This is a genomic window from Cytobacillus dafuensis (assembly GCF_007995155.1).
Taxonomy (GTDB): domain Bacteria; phylum Bacillota; class Bacilli; order Bacillales; family Cytobacillaceae; genus Cytobacillus; species Cytobacillus dafuensis.
In genome coordinates this window covers 3,273,667-3,295,812 of the sequence record NZ_CP042593.1, presented here as the reverse complement: position 1 = coordinate 3,295,812, position 22,146 = coordinate 3,273,667, and the positions used below count along the sequence as shown (strand labels likewise).

General features: G+C 36.9%; 20 protein-coding genes. 18 read left to right on the top strand and 2 right to left on the bottom strand.

The features are described 5' to 3' along the window. Positions 1–12: 12 nt before the first annotated feature. The 10 genes from folD to spo0A all read left to right on the top strand — a co-directional run bounded on the left by folD (position 13) and on the right by spo0A (position 11,471). On the top strand, positions 13–867 hold the full coding sequence (folD, locus tag FSZ17_RS15710; protein WP_057771496.1) for a bifunctional methylenetetrahydrofolate dehydrogenase/methenyltetrahydrofolate cyclohydrolase FolD: 855 nt from the start codon (positions 13–15) through the stop codon (positions 865–867). Between the two features lie 220 nt (positions 868–1,087). After that, on the top strand, positions 1,088–2,428 hold the full coding sequence (xseA, locus tag FSZ17_RS15705) for an exodeoxyribonuclease VII large subunit (RefSeq protein ID WP_057771495.1): 1,341 nt from the start codon (positions 1,088–1,090) through the stop codon (positions 2,426–2,428). 5 nt (positions 2,429–2,433) lie between these two features. After that, on the top strand, positions 2,434–2,667 hold the full coding sequence (locus FSZ17_RS15700; RefSeq protein ID WP_146846495.1) for an exodeoxyribonuclease VII small subunit: 234 nt from the start codon (positions 2,434–2,436) through the stop codon (positions 2,665–2,667). Positions 2,668–2,669: 2 nt separating this feature from the next. Further along, positions 2,670–3,563 carry a polyprenyl synthetase family protein gene (locus FSZ17_RS15695; protein WP_057771494.1) on the top strand — a complete coding sequence of 298 codons (894 nt, stop codon included), beginning with the start codon at positions 2,670–2,672 and terminating at the stop codon, positions 3,561–3,563. Positions 3,564–3,683: 120 nt separating this feature from the next. Further along, positions 3,684–5,576 carry a 1-deoxy-D-xylulose-5-phosphate synthase gene (gene dxs / locus FSZ17_RS15690; protein ID WP_057771493.1) on the top strand — a complete coding sequence of 631 codons (1,893 nt, stop codon included), beginning with the start codon at positions 3,684–3,686 and terminating at the stop codon, positions 5,574–5,576. A gap of 4 nt (positions 5,577–5,580) precedes the next feature. Continuing rightward, entirely contained in the window at positions 5,581–6,423 is an 843-nt protein-coding gene (locus tag FSZ17_RS15685; protein ID WP_057771541.1) for a TlyA family RNA methyltransferase, read from the top strand. Positions 6,424–6,556: 133 nt separating this feature from the next. Next, positions 6,557–7,006: a transcriptional regulator AhrC/ArgR gene (gene ahrC, locus FSZ17_RS15680; RefSeq protein ID WP_057771492.1), complete on the top strand. Its 450-nt coding sequence runs from the start codon at positions 6,557–6,559 to the stop codon at positions 7,004–7,006. A gap of 16 nt (positions 7,007–7,022) precedes the next feature. After that, positions 7,023–8,714 (top strand): DNA repair protein RecN, encoded by a 1,692-nt coding sequence (recN, locus tag FSZ17_RS15675; protein ID WP_057771491.1) that lies wholly within the window; start codon positions 7,023–7,025, stop codon positions 8,712–8,714. 141 nt (positions 8,715–8,855) lie between these two features. Further along, positions 8,856–10,145 carry a SpoIVB peptidase gene (gene spoIVB, locus FSZ17_RS15670; RefSeq protein WP_057771490.1) on the top strand — a complete coding sequence of 430 codons (1,290 nt, stop codon included), beginning with the start codon at positions 8,856–8,858 and terminating at the stop codon, positions 10,143–10,145. A 534-nt stretch (positions 10,146–10,679) separates the two neighbouring features. Next, positions 10,680–11,471 carry a sporulation transcription factor Spo0A gene (gene spo0A, locus FSZ17_RS15665; protein WP_057771489.1) on the top strand — a complete coding sequence of 264 codons (792 nt, stop codon included), beginning with the start codon at positions 10,680–10,682 and terminating at the stop codon, positions 11,469–11,471. A 215-nt stretch (positions 11,472–11,686) separates the two neighbouring features. Here the strand turns inward: spo0A and FSZ17_RS15660 are convergent, their stop codons facing one another. Beyond that, entirely contained in the window at positions 11,687–11,830 is a 144-nt protein-coding gene (locus FSZ17_RS15660) for a YycC family protein (RefSeq protein WP_082625237.1), read from the bottom strand. 38 nt (positions 11,831–11,868) lie between these two features. Here FSZ17_RS15660 and FSZ17_RS15655 point away from each other — a divergent pair, with 38 nt between their 5' ends. Next, positions 11,869–12,597 carry a glycerophosphodiester phosphodiesterase gene (locus tag FSZ17_RS15655; RefSeq protein WP_057771488.1) on the top strand — a complete coding sequence of 243 codons (729 nt, stop codon included), beginning with the start codon at positions 11,869–11,871 and terminating at the stop codon, positions 12,595–12,597. A 90-nt stretch (positions 12,598–12,687) separates the two neighbouring features. Here FSZ17_RS15655 and FSZ17_RS15650 read toward each other — a convergent pair whose 3' ends face one another. Continuing rightward, positions 12,688–12,924, bottom strand: a complete 237-nt coding sequence (locus FSZ17_RS15650; RefSeq protein ID WP_057771487.1) for a DUF2627 domain-containing protein — start codon at positions 12,922–12,924, stop codon at positions 12,688–12,690. A gap of 166 nt (positions 12,925–13,090) precedes the next feature. Between FSZ17_RS15650 and FSZ17_RS15645 the strand changes: the two genes are divergently transcribed. From FSZ17_RS15645 to FSZ17_RS15615, 7 genes are all read left to right on the top strand, one after another. Next, positions 13,091–15,160, top strand: coding sequence for a sigma-54 interaction domain-containing protein (locus FSZ17_RS15645; protein ID WP_057771486.1), 2,070 nt, complete (start codon positions 13,091–13,093; stop codon positions 15,158–15,160). A gap of 137 nt (positions 15,161–15,297) precedes the next feature. Beyond that, positions 15,298–16,197 carry a phosphate butyryltransferase gene (yqiS, locus tag FSZ17_RS15640; protein WP_057771485.1) on the top strand — a complete coding sequence of 300 codons (900 nt, stop codon included), beginning with the start codon at positions 15,298–15,300 and terminating at the stop codon, positions 16,195–16,197. A gap of 53 nt (positions 16,198–16,250) precedes the next feature. Beyond that, positions 16,251–17,348, top strand: a complete 1,098-nt coding sequence (bcd, locus tag FSZ17_RS15635; RefSeq protein WP_057771484.1) for a branched-chain amino acid dehydrogenase — start codon at positions 16,251–16,253, stop codon at positions 17,346–17,348. 135 nt (positions 17,349–17,483) lie between these two features. Further along, complete coding sequence (gene buk, locus FSZ17_RS15630) at positions 17,484–18,593, top strand: butyrate kinase (RefSeq protein WP_057771483.1); 1,110 nt, start codon at positions 17,484–17,486, stop codon at positions 18,591–18,593. A gap of 12 nt (positions 18,594–18,605) precedes the next feature. Continuing rightward, positions 18,606–20,027 (top strand): dihydrolipoyl dehydrogenase, encoded by a 1,422-nt coding sequence (lpdA, locus tag FSZ17_RS15625; RefSeq protein ID WP_057771482.1) that lies wholly within the window; start codon positions 18,606–18,608, stop codon positions 20,025–20,027. A 58-nt stretch (positions 20,028–20,085) separates the two neighbouring features. After that, complete coding sequence (locus tag FSZ17_RS15620; RefSeq protein ID WP_057771481.1) at positions 20,086–21,081, top strand: thiamine pyrophosphate-dependent dehydrogenase E1 component subunit alpha; 996 nt, start codon at positions 20,086–20,088, stop codon at positions 21,079–21,081. A gap of 15 nt (positions 21,082–21,096) precedes the next feature. Beyond that, on the top strand, positions 21,097–22,080 hold the full coding sequence (locus FSZ17_RS15615; protein WP_057771480.1) for an alpha-ketoacid dehydrogenase subunit beta: 984 nt from the start codon (positions 21,097–21,099) through the stop codon (positions 22,078–22,080). Positions 22,081–22,146 lie beyond the last annotated feature (66 nt).

Sequence of the window (22,146 nt, the reverse complement as noted above, 5' to 3'; positions counted from 1 at the left end):
GAGGAAATTGGGATGACAATGAATTTGATTGATGGGAAAGAAATTGCAAGACAAAAAAGATCTTTTATTGCAGAAGAAGTGGAAAAATTAAAAAAAGAGGGTATTATTCCTGGACTTGCTGTTATTCTAGTTGGCAATAACCCAGCATCAAAAACCTATGTTACAAATAAAGAAAGAACATGTCGAGAGCTTGGCATGCATTCCGTATTAATAGAACTAGATGAAGATGTTAGTGAGCAAGTGCTGCTGGAGAAGGTGATGGAATTAAATGCTGATCCGGACATTCATGGTATCCTTGTTCAAATGCCATTACCAAAACATATTAGTGAAATTAAGGTCATTGAAACCATTTCTCCAGATAAAGATGTTGACGGCTTCCATCCTGTCAATATCGGAAGAATGATGACAGGGCAAGATGCTTTCTTACCTTGTACACCATATGGCGTAATAGAGATGCTTGACTTTATTAATGCTGATATTTCAGGTAAGCATGTAGTTGTTGTTGGAAGAAGTAATATTGTTGGTAAGCCTGCTGGGCAATTATTTTTAAATAAAAATGCAACAGTTACATATTGTCATTCCAAATCAACAGATTTAATGCAATATACGAGGCAAGCAGATATCCTTGTTGCAGCTGTGGGAAAGGTCAATTTAATTACAAAAGACCATGTTAAAGAAGGTGCTATTGTAATAGATGTCGGCATGAACCGAAATAATGAAGGCAAACTTTGTGGGGACGTGGATTTTGATAATGTGAAGGAAGTAGCGAGCTATATCACTCCTGTCCCAGGCGGAGTTGGACCAATGACTATTACGATGCTTATGTTTAATACGTTAAAAGCTGCTAAATCAATTCGAAATAAATAGAATGTATAATCATTCATATTTTTCTTGAAAAGCTGAGCTTTTCTGATCACTCTGCCTTTTCCATTTGTGATTATAGACTTTTTTCCTAAATCGTTATTACGTGACGGATTGAGGCTATAAATCTATAATGGAAGGGGCAGTTTTGCTTAGCTAAAAAAGTTAAACATTATTAGTGTTCACAATTAGACTTGAAGTTTCGATAATTTAGAAGGAGATTAACATGAAAGAACAGCGTTATTTAACGGTGAATGCTCTAACAAAGTATATTAAAAGAAAATTTGATGCTGATCCACACCTACAGGATGTAATGGTTAAGGGAGAAATTTCCAATTTTAAACAACATTCGAGCGGACATATGTATTTTACACTAAAGGATGAAAAGGCGCGCGTTCTTGCTGTTATGTTTTCGAGCTATAATCGTTCGATGAAATTCTCTCCTGAAAACGGAATGAAAGTGCTTATTAGCGGAGATCTTACCGTTTATGAACCTTCTGGTCAATATCAAATTTATATTAAGGAAATGCAGCCAGATGGAATTGGGGATTTATATTTAGCATATGAACAACTAAAAGAAAAGCTAGAAAAAGAAGGTTTGTTTGCTCCTCAAAATAAAAAGCCTATCCCAAAATTCCCAAAAACTGTCGGGATTATTACTTCACCGACGGGTGCAGCAATTAGGGATATTTTAACAACTATTAAACGTAGGTACCCTATTGCGAATATTCTTATTTTCCCAGCCCTTGTTCAGGGCGTACATGCAGCACCTTCTATTGTGAAATCACTAAATATAGCAAATCAATTGAACGATACAGATGTGCTCATTATTGGACGTGGCGGAGGGTCGATTGAAGAACTCTGGGCGTTTAATGAAGAGGAAGTAGCTAAAGCCATATTCAACTCAAAGATTCCAATTATTTCTGCTGTTGGTCATGAAACAGACTTTACAATAGCTGATTTTGTAGCTGATTTACGCGCCCCTACTCCAACTGGAGCAGCGGAGTTGGCGGTTCCTCATATTGAGGACCTTACTGAAAAAGTGCTTGTACGTCAGTCACGTTTAATTAGGTCGCTAAAGGAACAAATTTCTTTAAGGAAAGAAAGACTTTCGAGAATCCAAAAATCTTATGCATTCCGCTTTCCTCAAAAATTATATGAACAGAAGCTCGAACAAGTGGACCGTCTCTCAGAACAGCTAGAAAAAGGATCAAAAAAGCTTTTTGATTTGAAAATTAATCAATGGGAAAATATGCATAAGCGCATGCAAAGAAAGTCTATGAATGAATTAATTCGAGCATCAAAAGAGCAGCATGAAAAAGCACATAAACAACTTAATAAAGCGATGACTCAAATTTTTTCTGAAAAAGAGAAGGATTTTTCACATAAAATTGCTAATTTGGAAGCATTAAGTCCATTAAAGATCATGGATAGAGGTTATAGTCTAATTTATTCAGCGCAGGATAAGCTCATTAACTCAATTAAAAAAGTGAATAAGAATGATCAAATTAAAGTAAAGGTATCCGATGGAACAATACATTGTTATGTAACGGATATGGAGGAGTGATTACATTGACTTCAGAAAAGCAACTTACTTTTGAAGAAGCGATGGAGAAATTAGAAGTAATCGTTGAAAAGCTGGAAGAGGGAGATGTTCCTCTAGAAGAGGCTATTAATATATACAAGCAGGGTATGGAGCTATCTAAGCTCTGTCATGAAAAGCTGAAAAGTGTGGAAAATCAGCTAACTCAAATATTGACTGAAGACGGGCGAAAAGAAAATTTCGTCATTTCCGAGGAGGAGTAATCTTGCAACAAGCAACCTTTCCATCATTTGCTAAGACTCATAAATCATTATTAGAAAAAGAGCTTAAAGAAAGTATTAGTCGACTGAACGCCCCTTCCATAATTAAAGAATCGATGCTTTATTCATTAGAGGCTGGCGGAAAGAGAATTAGACCGCTGCTTCTTTTTGCGACATTAGCGGCTTTTGGTGCAGATACAAAAAAAGGACTTCAAACTGCAGCAGCAATTGAAATGATCCATACTTATTCACTTATACATGATGATCTGCCTAGTATGGATAATGATGACTTACGTCGTGGAAAGCCAACAAATCATAAAGTTTTCGGGGATGCTTTTGCTATTCTAGCAGGTGATGCACTTTTAACGTATAGCTTTCAAATCATCACTGAAACGCCAGCTGAATGGGCTAATGCAGAAATGAAGCTCAATCTAATAGATGAATTATCGAAGGCAGCTGGTGCTGAAGGCATGGTCGGTGGTCAGGTTGCTGATATTAGTGGGGAAGAGAAAGAGTTAACCTTAAATGAATTGGAGTATATTCATATTCATAAAACAGGAAAGCTGCTCGAATGCAGTGTCATTTCTGGGGCGATCCTTTCTGGAGCAGAAAAAGAAACCATTAATATTTTAGCTGAATTTGCTTACCATCTCGGACTCGCTTTTCAAATTAGGGATGATATTCTTGATCTTGAAGGAACAGAAGATATTATAGGTAAACCAGTTGGCAGTGACACGTATAATAACAAGAGTACTTATCCATCACTCTTGTCATTAGAGGGAGCGAAGAAATCCTTACATCAACATATCCAACAAGCTAAAAGCAAATTGAAAGAAACGGGGCTTAATACATCCTTGCTCGAAGAAATTACTGATTTAATTGAAACAAGGGATCATTAATTCCTTTATGATAGGATAATATTGCTTTATCTTGAGGATTTCTTTCATACTGTTATAATAAACCATAAGAATTCGTATAGACAATACATGACAAAGAAATGAAAGTGAGTGATCCACTGAATGGATCTAATGACAATTAAAGACCCTTCTTTTTTAAAAGGGCTCTCTAATAAAGAATTAGAAGAATTAAGTCAGGACATTCGCAAATTCCTGATTGAAAGATTATCAAGTACTGGAGGCCATATAGGCCCAAACTTAGGTGTTGTGGAATTAACGATTGCATTGCATAAATGCTTTGACAGTCCTAAGGACAAAATTATTTGGGATGTTGGTCACCAATCATATGTACACAAAATTCTAACTGGCCGTGCAAGTCAATTTGATACGTTGCGCCAATATAAAGGACTTTGCGGTTTTCCGAAAATGGCTGAAAGCGAGCATGATGTCTGGGAAACAGGACATAGTTCTACTTCCTTGTCTGCAGCAATGGGGATGGCCATTGCACGTGACCTAAAAAAAGAGAACTCATTTGTTATCCCAATTATTGGGGATGGTGCCTTGACAGGTGGAATGGCCTTAGAGGCATTAAACCATATTGGTCACGAAAAAAAGAATATGATCGTTATTTTAAATGATAATGAAATGTCCATTGCACCTAATGTTGGAGCGTTGCACAATGTCCTTGGCAAACTTCGGACAGCTGGAAAGTATCATTGGGTAAAGGATGAACTAGAACTCTTTCTTAAGAAAATCCCCGCTGTTGGTGGAAAACTTGCTTCAACAGCTGAAAGATTAAAGGATAGCTTAAAATATCTTTTCGTTTCCGGAATGTTTTTTGAAGAAATGGGCTTCACTTACTTAGGTCCTGTTGATGGACATGATTTTGAAAGCTTATTTGAAAATTTAAGCTATGCCAAGAAAACAGAAGGTCCAGTCCTTCTCCATGTTATTACAAAAAAGGGGAAGGGATATCGCCCAGCAGAAAATGACACGATTGGTACTTGGCATGGAACAGGTCCTTATAAGATTGAAACTGGAGACTTTGTCAAACCACTAAATGTACCGCCTGCTTGGAGCAAGCTTGTTAGTGAAACGGTTCGAAGATTGGCGAGAGAAGATGAGAGGATTGTAGCGATAACTCCAGCCATGCCAGTTGGATCTAAACTGGAAGGCTTTGCTAGCGAATTTCCTGAACGAATGTATGATGTGGGAATTGCAGAACAGCATGCTGCAACAGTCGCAGCTGGTTTAGCAACACAGAATATGAAGCCATTTCTCGCAATATATTCCACATTCCTACAAAGAGCATACGATCAGGTTGTACATGATATTTGCCGTCAGAATTTGAATGTATTTATTGGAATTGATCGTGCAGGACTTGTAGGAGCGGATGGGGAAACACATCAAGGAGTATTTGATATCGCCTTTTTAAGACATGTTCCAAATCTTGTATTGATGATGCCGAAGGATGAAAATGAAGGACAGCATATGGTTTACACAGCAATTAAGTATGATGATGGACCCATTGCAATGAGATTTCCTCGTGGAAATGGAATTGGTGTTCCAATGGATGAGAAATTAAATACGATTCCAATTGGCACATGGGAAGTATTGAAAAAAGGCTCAGATGCAGCTATTTTAACCTTTGGCACGACAATTCCTATGGCCATGAAAGCTGCGAGTATTTTAGAGAAAAAAGGAATATCTATAAAGGTAATCAATGCAAGATTTATTAAACCATTAGATGAAAAAATGCTTTTAGGACTATTTAATGAAAGTCTGCCAATTCTAACAATCGAAGAAGCAGTTCTTCAAGGTGGCTTTGGTAGTGCAGTTCTAGAATTTGCTCATGAAAAAGGCTATCACCAAGTTGAAATTGAGCGAATGGGAATTCCAGATCACTTTATTGAACATGGAAGCGTCGATAAGCTTTTGGAAGAAATCGGGATGACAACTGGTGATGTGGTCGATCGAATGAGTAATCTTGTTGGAAAGAAACAAAAAAGGGCATAAAATAATGAAAATAAAGAAAGAACGCTTAGATGTCTTATTAGTAGATAGAGGCTTAGCAGAAACGAGAGAAAAGGCAAAACGCACCATTATGGCTGGTCTTGTCTTCAGCAATGAAACTCGTCTTGATAAGCCGGGTGAAAAAGTAAATAGTGATATTCCATTAAGAGTAAAAGGTAAGGTCATGCCATATGTGAGCCGAGGAGGCTTGAAGCTTGAGAAGGCGTTAAAGACGTTTGATCTAGATGTGAAGGATAAGCTACTCCTTGATATTGGTGCTTCAACTGGGGGATTCACTGATTGCGCATTGCAAAATGGTGCACTGATGTCTTATGCCCTAGATGTTGGCTATAATCAGCTAGCATGGAAGTTGAGACAAGATGAGCGTGTAGTTGTAATGGAGCGCACAAACTTTCGTTATGTAACCCCTGCGGATCTTACTAAAGGTATGCCTAATTTTGCTTCGATTGATGTTTCATTTATCTCATTGAAGCTAATACTGCCTGTCCTAAAAACGCTATTGGTACCAAATAGTGATATCGTAGCGTTAGTGAAACCGCAGTTCGAGGCAGGACGTGATCAGGTAGGGAAAAAAGGAATTGTTAGAGATTCTAAAGTCCATGAATTAGTTCTTCATGAAATGATTTCTCTTTCTCTTCAACTTGGCTACGATGTAAAGAACCTTTCGTTTTCACCGATTACTGGTGGAGATGGAAATATTGAGTTTTTATTGCATCTTTTTTGGACAGGTGAAAAAGATTCAGGGGAAAATATGCTTTCATTTGATCCAAGTACGATCGTGAAGGAAGCTCATATAGAACTGAAAACAAAACAAAACCATGAGGAATAAGCTGCGGCTTGTTCCTTTTATAATGGGCTAAGGAAGAAAGAAGTAATTTTATTAAAGAAAAAATGTACAATATAGGTAAAATCGGCTAACATAAAAGGGAAGTAGCTCAAATGCTTGTATATGAGGTGTTATTATGACAAAAGGTCAGAGGCATATAAAGATTCGTGATATTATTGCAAATAATGATATAGAAACACAGGATGATCTTGTAGATGAATTAAAAAATGCTGGTTACAATGTAACACAAGCAACCGTTTCTCGTGACATTAAAGAACTTCATCTTGTAAAGGTTCCCCTTTTAGACGGTAGATATAAATACAGTCTTCCTGCAGATCAGCGCTTTAACCCATTACAAAAACTAAGAAGAAATTTAATGGATGCATTTGTACGTATTGATTCAGCAGGACATCTTCTTGTTATGAAAACCCTTCCTGGTAATGCGATGGCAATTGGAGCGCTTATCGATAATTTGGATTGGGAAGAAATTCTCGGAACAATTTGTGGAGACGATACTTGCTTAATTATTTGTAAAACTCCTGAGGAAACGGAAGAAATTACAAATCGCTTTCTTGAAATGTTGTAAATGGGGATGAATTATTTTGCTAAATGAACTTTCAATTAGAAATTTTGCTATTATTGAAGCCCTTTCTATATCGTTCGATAAAGGTTTAACTGTATTAAGTGGGGAAACAGGTGCAGGGAAATCAATTATCATTGATGCTATTCATTTACTGGTCGGTGGCAGAGGTTCAGTTGAATTTATTAGACATGGCGAGGAAAAGGCAGAAATTGAAGGGCTTTTTCAAGTAGACGACACAAACCATCCTGTTTACAAAAAAGCAAATGAATTTGGTATAGAGCTTGAGGATGGAATGGTTGTACTAAGAAGAGATATTTTAAAGTCTGGAAAAAGCATTTGCAGGATAAATGGAAAGCTTGTGACCATATCGATTTTGAGAGAGGTTGGCAGTTCGCTTATTGATATTCATGGACAGCACGAGCATCAGGAACTAATGGATGATACGATGCATATTAGTTTACTTGATCAATTTGGTGGTGCAAAGATTTCAACTGCCCTTTTAGGATACCAGCAAGTTTTTCAATCCTATGAACAAAAATTGAAAAACTTAAAAAGCTTAAGTGAAAATGATCAATTAATGGCGCATCGTCTGGATTTAATTCAATTTCAATACGATGAAATTCAAAAGGCAAATTTAAAACTAAATGAAGATGAAGAGCTGTTTGAAGAGAAAAGAAAGCTGAGTAATTTTGAACGTATATTTGATTCTTTGCAGTCAGGCTATTCAGGCCTTCAAGGGGAACAAAGAGGACTGGATTGGATTGGCTTAGTTATGGGTCATTTAGAGGAAGCGGCCGGACTTGATCAATCCTATAAAGACCTTGCAGAAAATGTATCAAATTGTTTTTATCAACTTGAGGATGCAGCTAGTATATTACGAAACAAACTTGATTTTCTTGAATATGATCCAGAAAGGCTGGCCAACATTGATGACCGTTTAAATGAAATCCAACAGTTAAAACGAAAATACGGAAAATCAATTGTTGAAATCCTTGAATATGCATCAAAAATTGAGGAAGAAATCGAAACTTTGCAAAATAAAGAAACGCATATTGATAAGCTTGAGAAAGAAATATCCTCACTTAAAAAGGACCTGCGAATTGAGGCTGAGGAATTAAGTAAATCAAGAAAAGTTTCAGCCCAGAATTTAACAAATTTAATCCATAAAGAATTAAAAGAACTATATATGGAGAAGACAGTATTTGAAGTAATGTTTCACACGGATTCTGATAACTTTATGAGAAGTGGAATCGACCGAGTTGAATTCTACCTTTCAACAAATCCAGGCGAACCATTAAAGCCTCTATCTAAAATTGCTTCCGGAGGAGAGCTTTCGAGAATTATGCTTGCATTAAAGAGTATTTTTTCAAAGCATCAAGGGGTTACTTCTATCATTTTTGATGAAGTAGATACCGGTGTTAGCGGAAGAGTTGCACAGGCGATTGCTGAAAAAATTCATCATGTAGCAGTTGATTCTCAAGTGTTATGTATTTCTCATTTACCGCAAGTTGCAGCAATGGCTGATACCCATTTGTTTATCGCAAAAAATATTAAAGATGGAAGGACTAAAACATCTGTCAAGCCTTTGAATGAAGTTGAAAAAATAAAAGAAATTGGCAGGATGATATCTGGTGTTGAAATTACCGATTTAACAAAAGAGCATGCTAAAGAACTTCTTCAGCTTGCGAACAGGTTAAAGCTTCAAAAGTGATCAAATAAAATACTTGAAAAGCTATCCAAAGAAGGATAGCTTTTTTTATCACCAAATCGGTTATAAATGCTCGCTTTGAAGGCAAAATTAAAGGTGTAGCCATTTGACGTTAGTGGATTAGAAGCGAGGAGAGTGAAAGTTTTGACAATAGAAGCTTTAAGAAAAATAATTGGTGGAATTCTCCTTGTTTCATTAATTGCAATTGGTTTTTCCAAGCCTTTTAAAGAATATATAGAAATTCCGACATCCATTACACTTTTTGAAGGTCAGCAGTTTAACTTAGCTAAAGTAGAAATGGTAACAGCAAAGATGTCTTCAGATAATTCAAGTATTGCACTTAAACAAGACAATGATTCCGTGTCCCTAAATGCGAAAAAACGCGGGGAAAATGAAATGTTTTTAGAATTAGCGGGTTTTCCCATTAAAAAAGTCGATGTTAATGTGTTAAAGGATTTTAAAGTTATACCAGGTGGGCAGTCGATTGGAGTAAAACTAAATACAATAGGTGTGTTAGTAGTAGGCCACCATCAAATAAATACAATTAATGGTAAATCATCACCTGGAGAAATTGCAGGTATAAAAATAGGAGATATTATTACAGAAATAAATGGTAAAAAAATAGAAAAAATGTCAGATGTTGCTCCGTTTGTACAAGAGGCGGGGAAAGCTGGTAATCCCCTCAATATAGTCGTCAATCGTGAAAATAATTATTTTACAACAAAATTAACACCCCTCAGAGAGAAGACTGAGGGCTCCTATAAGCTAGGGTTGTATATTAGAGATTCTGCGGCAGGAATTGGTACAATGACATTTTATCATCCTGAGTCAAGAAAGTATGGCGCATTAGGTCACGTCATATCAGACATGGATACAAAAAAACCAATTGTTGTGGAAGATGGACAAATCGTTCGCTCAACCGTTACTTCAATTGAAAAAGGGAGTAATGGAAATCCAGGAGAAAAGCTTGCGCGTTTTTCTGAAGACAAAGAGGTAATCGGAAATATTGTTAGAAATAGCCCCTTTGGAATTTTTGGTGAGCTAAATCAAAACCTGAAAAATGGCATACTTGATAAGCCCATGCCGATTGCTTTATCACATCAAGTAAAAGAAGGCCCGGCACAAATTTTGACAGTGGTAGATGATGATAAAGTTAATCTTTTTGATATTGAAATTGTCAGCACAATTCCTCAAAAATTTCCTGCTACAAAAGGAATGGTCATAAAGGTGACAGATCCGAAGCTTTTAGCAAAAACAGGAGGAATAGTCCAAGGAATGAGTGGCAGTCCGATTATTCAAAATGACAAGGTAATTGGTGCGGTCACACATGTCTTTGTTAATGATCCAACTTCAGGCTATGGCGTTCACATTGAATGGATGTTAAATGAAGCTGGAATAGATATTTATGAAAAACAAAGAGAAAAAGCCTCATAAGGTCTAATATGCAATTAAAAGAAATCGGCATTTTGTCGATTTCTTTTTTTGGCTGTGTCAAAGTTCAAAGTTCAGTTTGATAATGCTATTTTGTTGTTGATTCTCGCTGCAGGCGCGAGATCCTCGAAAATGCATTCGCATTTCCTTTGTGCGGTGTTTATTCGGGGGAGATTATTTCAACGTCCTGCGGGAGAAGCGAGTCAAAGGGAGACCACGCAGGAGCGCTCTTCGACGAGGAGGCTTCCGGACCGCCCTCGATCGCTAAATGCATGCAGATCAACAGGGAAGTGCTAACATTAATGAGATGAATATGATATCATATAGTAAAGATTTTTCGACAAATAGGTTGGAGTATTAATAATTATTAGCGGAAAAAGTCGAATAACAGAGAAAATAAGAGAATATTAAGGATTTTATCCTATTTTTGAGAAAATTTAAAAAAACTAAAGGATTTTCAGTTGCGTTGTCGAATTTCTCATTTAGAATAAAAATAGATGGTAAAGAGAACACAATGGACCTGAGGAGGAAGTATCCGTGAAGAAGATTAAAGTTTGTGTAGTCGATGACAATAGAGAGCTAGTCGGGCTTTTAGAGGAATATATATCATCCCAGGATGATATGGAGATAATAGGGGTTGGGCATAATGGACAGGAGTGCTTGGACATTTTAGAGCACGAAGATCCAGACGTCCTTGTGTTGGATATTATTATGCCTCATTTAGATGGCCTTGCTGTTCTTGGTAAAATGCGCGATATGAAAAAGACACACCTGCCGAATGTAATTATGCTAACAGCTTTTGGACAGGAGGATGTTACAAAGAAAGCTGTTGATTTAGGAGCATCATATTTTATTTTAAAACCATTTGATATGGAGAATCTTGCTAACCACATTCGACAAGTAAGTGGAAAATCTAATCCGGTCATGAGGAAGTCTACAACCTCAAATTATCGTCCTCAAGTGGAATCAAAACCAAAAAATCTCGATGCAAGCATTACGAGTATTATTCATGAAATTGGCGTCCCTGCACATATTAAAGGCTATATGTATCTTCGTGAAGCAATTTCCATGGTATACAACGATATCGAGCTTCTTGGTTCGATCACAAAGGTTTTATATCCTGATATTGCAAAGAAATACAATACAACTGCAAGCCGAGTTGAACGTGCAATTCGACATGCTATCGAAGTTGCTTGGAGCAGAGGAAATATTGATTCGATCTCATCATTATTTGGATATACGGTAAGTATGTCAAAAGCAAAGCCAACGAATAGTGAATTTATTGCGATGGTCGCTGATAAATTAAGGTTGGAACATAAAGCTTCTTGAAAGAGTTAGAAATTATTAGAAATTATTTTAATCAATATCTCATAATCAGCGTTCTCTAATTGGGAGCGCTTTTTTAGCTGATAGGAAAGTTAAGCTTATTAACGTACTAAAGTAAAGTGTGTTTTCAATTAAATATCTGCCAATAAGACCGCATAAGAAAAACTAAGGTATTCGCCAAAAAGGACTTGGTGAACGCCAAGTTTTTCTAATGGTTTTTACTCTTGTTTTTCTTTTTTATCTAGCTCCATCATCTTTTGAAGCAAAATATGCTGAGGCATATGCATGATTTGCTCAATAGGAAGCTTTAATTTTTCTGCAAGCTTTATGGCTGTATCTGGTGAAATTTGTAAAGGTTTCATCATTTTTTTCCTCCAATTCATAATAAGGGATTGATCTTATGACACTTATTTTTGCGCATAGGGGATACTCACACCTTTTCCCTGAAAACACTATGAAAGCTTTTAAAGAAGCTGAATACGCTGGTTCCGATGGAATCGAACTAGACGTTCAACTAACAAAGGATGGTGAAATCGTAGTCATCCATGATGAAAAAGTAGATAGGACAACGAATGGAAAGGGTTTCGTAAAAGATTTTACATTTAATGAGTTAAGAAAGCTAGATGCGAGTTATCCAAAAAAAACATTTCTAAAAAAAGAACCCATTCCTTCTTTATATGAAGTTTTAGAATGGATGAAAACGAACCATATTATTTGTAATATCGAATTAAAAAATGGTATTTTTCCATATGAAGGCATGGAGGAAAAGGTGATAGCTCTAATTCGTGCTTATAATATGACTGATCGTGTTGTTCTATCTTCATTTAACCATTATAGTATTGTAAATTGTTACAGAATGGCTCCTGAAATAGAGACGGCTCCATTGTTTTCAGAAGGTCTTTATATGCCGTGGATTTATGCGGAATCAATTGGAGCAAAGAGCATCCATCCAAAATATACAATTGCAAAAACGGAATTAATTAAGGCTTCTATGGAATATGGAATCGCTGTTAGGCCTTATACAGTAAATAAAGAAAACACGATGCACCGATTATTTTCTGCAGGATGTTCAGCGTTTATAACGGACGATCCTGTAAAAGCAATAAAAATCAGGGAGCAGTATTGTTAAATAAGTGGCTATATTTATATTGAATAAAAAAAGCATGGCGTTTTTTAAAAGACCTTTATTAAAGGTGCATTTTATTTTCGCCACGCTTTTTTATTTTCTTTGAAAACGTACTTGTACTTTATTTCTTTTTCGATCACGGTAAAGGATAAAGCCAGCCACAAAGCCAAGCCCAGTTAGAAATAGAAGAAGCCCAGTTAGAAATTGAAGCCATAAGAATGGAAATGGACTAAGTAAATTTCCAAACACCATATCCCTCATTAATTTTATTCCATATGCAGCCAAAAAACCGGGTATTAATAATATAAGTAAAGCAATAATTCTAACCATTGGAGATTCCCTTCGTTCAATAATATTGCATTCATAAAAAATAATAAATCAATAAGGAAATTTGTCAAGCTATATAATTATGTATAAAATATGACTATATGAAATAATTTGCATAAAAGATAGAAAATTCATGAAATAAATTTCAAACAAAAGAGGTATACAACATATGCAAACAGTGATGATTGTTGGTGCAGGTAAAGGTGGTACAGCGATCTTAAGAATTATGAAAGAGACAGCAATGTTAAAAGTGATTGCTGTTGTCGACAGTAATCCGGATGCATCTGGCATATTAATGGCAAAGGAAGATGATATTCCAACAGGAACAGACTGGAGGAAATTTATTAACAATGACATTGATATCATTATAGAGGTAACTGGAAATCAAGATGTTTTTATTGAGCTTAGGGAAGAAAAAAGTAAAAATTCAGTCTTAATTCCAGGAAGTGTAGCATTTTTAATAGCTAAGCTTATTGAGGAAAAAGAGGAGTTAATTTCACGTATTCAAAATGAAAAATTTAAGCATGATTTAATTTTTAACTCAACGGGCGACGGAATGATTGGGATCAATAAGGATTTCGAAATTATTCTAATTAATAAAAGTGCTGAAAAGATGATCGGAATAATAAGACAGGAAGCACTTGGAAGGCATATCCTTGATGTGATATCTAAAAGTAATTTACCTAGGGTGTTAGAAACAAGGAGGATTGAGGCAAATCAGGAGCTTATTTTAGATAATGGATTAAAGGTCATTACGACAAGAATTCCAATGATTGGTGAAAATGGGGAACTTATTGGGGCGTTTTCTGTTTTTCGAGATATGACAGAAGTAATGAATCTTGCTGAGGAGATCACCAATTTAAAAGAAATTCAAACAATGCTTCAAGCTATTATCCAATCAAGTGACGAAGCCATTTCTGTAGTTGATGAAAACGGTAGAGGTCTTCTAATTAATCCTGCCTACTCTAGAATCACTGGTCTATCAGAGGAAGAAGTGATAGGAATGCCAGCAACCGCTGATATATCAGAAGGTGAGAGTGTGCATATGAAGGTTCTGCAAACGCGTAGGGCAGTAAGAGGAGTGGCTATGCGTGTAGGTCCAAAGAAAAAAGAAGTCGTCGTAAACGTTGCGCCCGTCATAGTTGATGGAAAAATAAAGGGAAGTGTCGGAGTTATTCACGATGTTTCAGAAATTGAAACATTGAATAGAGAATTAAATCGAGCAAGGCAAATCATTCGAAATCTAGAAGCAAAATACTCGTTTGAAGATATAATTGGAATGTCAGAGGAAATGACGATTGCCATTGAACAAGCACGATTAGGTGCAAAAACCCCTGCAACAGTATTGCTTAGAGGGGAATCAGGAACAGGTAAAGAGCTTTTTGCTCATGCCATTCATAATGGCAGTGATCGAAAATATAACAAATTTATTCGAGTAAATTGTGCAGCCTTATCAGAGTCATTGCTAGAGAGTGAGCTTTTTGGATACGAAGAAGGAGCCTTTTCAGGTGCGAAAAGGGGAGGCAAAAGAGGACTTTTTGAAGAAGCGAATAATGGAAGTATTTTTTTAGATGAAATTGGCGAGTTATCTGCAAATACTCAGGCAAAACTATTAAGGGTCCTGCAGGAAAAAGAAATTACCCGCGTTGGTGGGACAAAGCCGACTCAGATAAATGTAAGGGTAATAGCTGCAACAAATGTAAATTTAGAAAAGGGAATTGCAAACGGGACTTTTAGGGAAGACTTATATTATCGGTTAAATAGGATGCCAATTCACATCCCTCCACTTAGAAAAAGAAAGGAAGACATTCCTTTACTATGCAGCCGACTTATTCAGAAAATTAATCAAGAATATGGGCGGAATGTTGAGAGTATCTCTGAAACAGCATTGAAGAAATTAATGATGTATGATTGGCCAGGGAATGTAAGGGAATTAGATAATATTCTGGGCAGAGCTATTATTTTTATGAGCTATAATGAAAATGTTTTAAATGATCATCATGTACCAGAATTAGTAAAGAAAGAGAGTCATACACAAAACGATCAAATCTTAACGAATATTGAACAAGGACAAACATTAGCTCAACATGTCGAAAAGTATGAAAAAAGAATGATTTTACAAATGTTAGAAAAAACAGATGGTAATAAAACCGTTACGGCAAAGTCACTTGGTTTATCTGTAAGAAATTTATACTATAAACTCGAAAAATACGGAATTGCAAATAATAGCGTGCAATAATTTTCATGTTACGCAATTTTTTTCATGTGTCATTTATAAAAAAAAGCGTTTTCATTAGATATTCAACTTGGCACACTTCTTGCATTTAAAACAGTGTAGTGTTGCAACACGTTTTGAAAAGGGGTTGAGACAGACATATGGAATTGGATTCGCTTATACAGAGAGCAACCCAATATGAAGAAAAAACTGTAGCAGTTGCTGCCGCAGAAGATCATGAAGTCATAGAAGCCGTTTCTGAGGCAGTAAAACGGAACTTGGCAAAGTTCTTATTGTTTGGAGATAAAGAAAAAATTCTTCAAATATTAGAAGAGCACGGTAATCTTGCTTCAAGTGACAAAATTCAAATCATTCATACGAACTCAAGCAGTTCGGCTGCTGAGCATGCTGTAAAAGCAGTTAAGTTGAATGAAGCAAATGTGTTAATGAAGGGGAATGTTCCGACTGCTACCATATTAAAGGCTGTTTTAAACAAAGAATATGGTTTGAGAGCTGGAAGTGTTTTATCCCACGTAGCTGTTTTTGAGGTGCCAGGCTATGACCGGTACACAATTGTTACTGATGCAGCAATGAACATTGCGCCAGATTTAGATCAAAAAGCACAAATTATCAAGAATTCTGTCGGAATTGCAAGAAGTATTGGCATTGATAAACCACTTGTAGCTCCGATAGCAGCTGTTGAGGTAGTAAATCCTGCTATGCAGGCGACCCTCGATGCTGCAGCATTGTCTGTGATGAATAAGCGTGGTCAAATAACGAATTGTATTGTTGATGGACCCCTTGCTTTAGATAATGCCGTGTCTCAAATTGCTGCTGAGCATAAAGGAATTAAAAGCGAAGTCGCTGGACAAGCTGACATTTTATTAGTTCCAACGATTGAAGTTGGTAATGTACTTTATAAATCGTTAATTTATTTTGCAAAAGCAAAAGTTGGAGCTGTTATTGCAGGTGCAAAAGCACCAATTGTACTAACATCAAGAGCTGATTCTGCAGAAAGCAAACTATATTCTTTAGCATTAGCAATTTGTTCTGCTAAATAATTGGCTACATAGCCAGTTTTTATAAAAGATGAAATCTTAGGAGGAATATTCAAATGGAAATCTTCAAATATCTAGAAAAATATGATTATGAGCAAGTAGTTTTTTGTCAAGACAAAACATCTGGTTTAAAAGCAATTATTGCAATCCATGATACTACATTAGGACCAGCATTAGGTGGTACTCGTATGTGGACTTATGCTTCTGAAGAGGCAGCTATTGAGGATGCATTACGTCTTGCAAAAGGTATGACTTATAAAAATGCAGCTGCTGGTCTTAACCTTGGTGGCGGTAAAACAGTTATCATCGGCGATCCTAAGAAGGATAAAAATGAAGAAATGTTCCGTGCATTTGGCCGTTACATCCAAGGCTTAAACGGACGCTATATTACAGCAGAAGATGTTGGTACAACTGTTGCTGATATGGATCTAATCCACGAAGAAACTGATTATGTAACTGGTATTTCACCAGCATTCGGTTCTTCAGGTAATCCATCTCCTGTTACAGCTTACGGTGTGTACGTTGGTATGAAAGCTGCTGCTAAAGCTGCATTTGGTACAGATTCACTAGAAGGTAAAGTTATAGCTGTACAAGGTGTAGGGAACGTAGCATATCACCTATGCAAACATTTACATGAAGAAGGCGCACAATTAATCGTAACTGATATTAATAAAGAAGCTGTTCAACGTGCAGTAAATGATTTCGGTGCAAAAGCTGTTGATCCAGATGAAATTTATGGCGTTGAATGTGATATCTATGCTCCATGTGCTCTTGGTGCAACTGTTAATGATGAAACAATTCCACAATTTAAAGCAAAAGTAATTGCTGGATCAGCTAACAACCAATTAAAAGAAGAGCGTCATGGTGATGTAATCCATGAAATGGGAATTGTTTACGCACCAGATTATGTAATCAATGCTGGTGGTGTTATTAACGTAGCTGATGAACTATACGGATATAATGCTGAGCGTGCAATGAAAAAAGTTGAAGGACTTTATCAAAGCATTGAAAAAGTTATTGAAATTTCAAAACGCGATAATGTCCCAACATATGTTGCAGCTGACCGTATGGTAGAAGAAAGAATTGAAAGAATGCGTAATTCTCGCAGCCAATTCCTTCAAAACGGCCACCATATTTTAAGCCGTCGTAAATAATAGCTAAATAATAAGTACTGAGCATTCAGTGACTTAATCTATATAGAAGTAATGTATAACCTAGTAATAGCTCACCGAATTAGATGTTTCATCTAATTTGGTGAGCAAAATCGCTTTTCAAATGGAGGTTTAATTGTGCTAGAACAAGACCATCGAATTCTCGTTATCAACCCAGGTTCAACTTCAACGAAAATTGGAGTTTTCGATAATGATATTTCTATTTTAGAAAAAACATTACGCCACGATACAGATGTCATCAACTCATTCGAGAACATTATTGATCAGTACGAATTCCGTAAAAAGGTCATCCTTGAAACATTAGATAAAGAAGGATTTAATGTTTCTAAACTAAGCGCCGTATGCGGACGAGGCGGCTTATTAAGACCGATTGAAGGCGGAACATATGCAGTAAATGATGTCATGCTAAAGGATCTAAGAGAAGGTTTTGCAGGACAGCATGCATCAAATCTTGGTGGAATTTTAGCATATGAAATTGCTACTGCATTAAATATCCCATCATATATCGTTGACCCAGTAGTTGTTGACGAATTAGCTCCAATTGCACGCATTTCCGGTTTTTCTCTAATTGAAAGAAAAAGTATTTTTCATGCTTTAAATCAAAAAGCTGTAGCAAGAAGAGTAGCAAAAGAATTAGGCAAAAAATATGAAGAATTAAACTTAATTATTACTCATATGGGTGGAGGTATTACAGTTGGTGCCCACCTAAAGGGAAAAGTTATTGATGTAAATAATGGTTTACACGGAGAAGGCCCTTTCAGCCCAGAACGTGCTGGTACAGTTCCAGTTGGTGAATTAGTTTCATTGTGTTATTCCGGTCAATTTTTCCGTGAAGAAATGATGAAGAAGCTAGTTGGACAAGGCGGCCTTGTTGGCTACCTAGGTACAAACGATGCTGTTAAGGTTGAAAAAATGATCGAAGACGGCGATGAAAATGCGAAGCTTGTGTATTCAGCAATGGCATACCAAGTTGCAAAAGAAATCGGTGCAGCAAGTGCAGTTCTTAATGGAAAAGTAGACGCTATTATCATTACAGGTGGACTTGCATACGGAAAAGATTTTGTTAAAGAAATCAGCGACCGTATTAATTGGATTGCAGATGTAATCGTCCAACCTGGAGAAAACGAATTACAAGCTCTTGCAGAAGGAGCACTTCGAGTTCTTCGTGGAGAAGAAAATGAAAAAGAATACCCAGGTAATGTAAATATTGCAGCAACTGTTCAGTAAGGAGGAAATAAAGTGGCAGAAGAATATGATTTAGTCATACTAGGTGGAGGAACAGGTGGATATGTTGCGGCCATTCGTGCTTCACAGTTAGGTTTAAAAACAGCTCTAGTCGAAAAAGGAAAACTTGGTGGAACATGCTTACACAAAGGATGTATTCCAAGTAAAGCATTACTAAGAAGTGCAGAAGTGTACGCTACTACAAAACGCAGTGAAGAATTTGGTGTTTCAGCAAGTGATGTAACAGTTAACTTTGGCAAAGTTCAAGAGCGTAAAGCGAAAATAGTCGACCAACTTCATAAAGGTGTTCAGCATTTAATGAAGCAAGGAAAAATCGATGTTTATGAAGGGATGGGGCGTATTCTAGGACCATCTATCTTCTCTCCAATGCCTGGAACTATTTCAGTAGAAATGAACAACGGTGAAGACAATGCAATGCTTGTTCCTAAAAATGTCATCGTTGCTACAGGTTCTCGCCCAAGAAGCTTACCTGGCTTAGCTATTGGCGGAAACGTAATGACTTCTGATGAAGCTCTTGCAATGGAAGAGATTCCTAGCTCAATCATCATTGTTGGTGGTGGAGTAATTGGAATTGAGTGGGCTTCTATGCTTTCTGACTTTGGTGCAGATGTTACGGTAATCGAATATGCAGACCGTATTATTCCAACAGAAGATAAAGAAATTTCTAAGGAAATGCAACGCTTAATGAAGAAAAAAGGCGTAAATATTATTACAAGTGCTAAAGTTCTTCCAGAAACTCTTAAGCAAACAGAAGGAAATGCAACAATTTCTGCTGAAGTTAAGGGTGAGCAAAAAGAATTTACAGCTGCAAAAATACTTGTTTCTGTTGGCCGCCAAGCTAACACAGAAGGAATTGGTCTTGAAAATACAGATATCCAAGTGGAAAAAGGTTATATTGTAACGAATGAGTTCTTCCAAACGAAAGAATCTCATATTTATGCAATCGGGGATGTAATTGGCGGACTTCAGCTTGCACACGTAGCTTCTCATGAAGGAATCGTAGCAGTTGAGCATATCGCTAATCAAAATCCATCACCAATTGATTATTCACTTGTTTCAAAATGTATTTACAGTGCTCCAGAAGCTGCAAGCGTTGGATATACTGAAGATGAGGCAAAAGAGAAGGGCTTTAAAGTTAAAACAGGTAAATTCTCATTCCGTGCAATCGGAAAAGCTCTTGTTTTTGGTGAATCAGATGGCTTCGTGAAAATTGTAGCTGACGAAGAAACAAATGATATTCTTGGTGTTCATATGATTGGACCACACGTAACGGATATGATTTCAGAAGCTGGGCTTGCACGCGTTCTGGATGCAACTCCTTGGGAAGTGGCGCATACAATCCATCCACATCCAACATTATCTGAAGCAATTGGTGAAGCTGCTCTAGCAGTTGAAGGTAAAGCAATTCATTCTTAATCGTATACAAGGAGCCTCTTCTTGAGGCTCCATACATACTCATTTAGGAGGTTATAAAATGGCTAAAAAAAATCGTCATAAAGCTTTAGGTTTAAGCGATGAAAAAGTATTAGAAATGTATGAAACAATGCTATTAGCCCGTCGTATTGACGAGCGTATGTGGCTTTTGAACCGTGCTGGAAAAATTCCGTTCGTTATTTCATGTCAAGGTCAAGAAGCTGCTCAAGTAGGTGCTGCTTTTGCACTTGATACTGAGAAAGACTATGCACTACCTTACTACCGTGATATGGGTGTAGTTTTAACTTTTGGTATGACTCCGAAAGATTTAATGTTATCTGCATTTGCGAAAGCTGAAGATCCAAACTCAGGTGGCCGTCAAATGCCAGGACATTTTGGTCAAAAGAAAAACCGTATTGTTACAGGTTCTTCACCAGTTACAACACAAGTGCCACATGCTGTTGGTATTGCGTTAGCTGGGAAAATGGAGAAGAAAGATTTAGTTACATTTGTAACATTCGGTGAAGGATCATCTAACCAAGGTGATTTCCATGAAGGAGCTAACTTTGCTGGTGTTCACAAACTTCCTGTTATCTTTATGTGTGAAAATAATAAATATGCAATCTCAGTACCAATTGAAAAGCAATTAGCATGTGAAAAAGTATCTGATCGTGCAATTGGTTATGGTATGCCTGGTATTACTGTTGATGGTAATGATCCACTTGAAGTGTATCAAGCTGTTAAAGAAGCAGCTGATAGAGGCCGTCGTGGTGAAGGTCCAACATTGGTTGAGACAGTATCATACCGTTTAACACCACACTCTTCTGATGATGATGACCGCAGCTACCGTTCACCAGATGAAGTGGCAGAAGCAAAAACAAAAGACTCCATTATTACTTTTGGTGCTTACTTAAAAGAATCAGGAGTTATGGATGATGCGAAAGAAAAGGAAATTAATGATCGTATAATGAGTTTAGTGAATGAAGCTACAGAATATGCTGAAAATGCACCATATGCTGAAGCGGAACATGCATTGAAATACGTTTATGCTGAATAGTAAGGGGGAACAAAAATGGCTGTAATTTCTTATATTGATGCGGTTACTATGGCTATCCGCGAAGAGATGGAAAGAGATCCAAAGGTCTTTGTTTTAGGTGAAGACGTTGGAAGAAAAGGTGGAGTATTCAAAGCTACTCAAGGCTTATACGACAAGTTCGGAGAAGATCGTGTACTTGATACACCTCTTGCAGAGTCTGCTATTGCCGGAGTTGGTATTGGTGCTGCTATGTACGGCATGCGCCCAATTGCTGAAATGCAATTTGCTGATTTCATTATGCCAGCAGTAAACCAAATCATTTCTGAAGCTTCAAGAATTCGTTACCGTTCAAACAATGATTGGACATGTCCAATGGTTATTCGTGCACCATATGGTGGCGGAGTTCACGGTGCATTATACCATTCCCAATCTGTAGAAGCAGTTTTTGCTAACCAACCTGGTTTAAAAATCGTTATGCCTTCTACACCGTATGATGTTAAAGGATTATTAAAAGCAGCAATTCGCGATGAAGATCCTGTACTTTTCTTTGAACATAAACGTGCTTACCGTTTAATTAAAGGTGAAGTTCCAGATGATGATTATGTATTACCAATTGGAAAAGCAGATGTAAAGCGTGAGGGTGAAGACATTACAATTATTACTTATGGACTTTGTGTTCATTTCGCACTTCAAGCTGCTGAAAAGTTAGCAAAAGATGGCATTTCAGCTCACATCCTTGACTTAAGAACGATCTATCCTCTTGACAAAGAAGCGATCATTGAAGCAGCTTCAAAAACTGGTAAAGTATTACTATTAACTGAGGATAATAAAGAAGGTAGCATTATGGGTGAAGTTGCAGCGATTATTGCTGAAAATTGCCTATTCGAGCTTGATGCTCCAATTATGCGTCTTGCAGGCCCTGATGTACCATCTATGCCATATGCTCCAACAATGGAAAAATACTTCATGGTTAACCCTGATAAAGTAGAAAAAGCAGCTAGAGAGCTTGCTGAATATTAATAGAAATGCTGAAACGCCTAGCTAGATAAATTTTTACACCAAGACACTCAAATGTTAGAAGGAGGT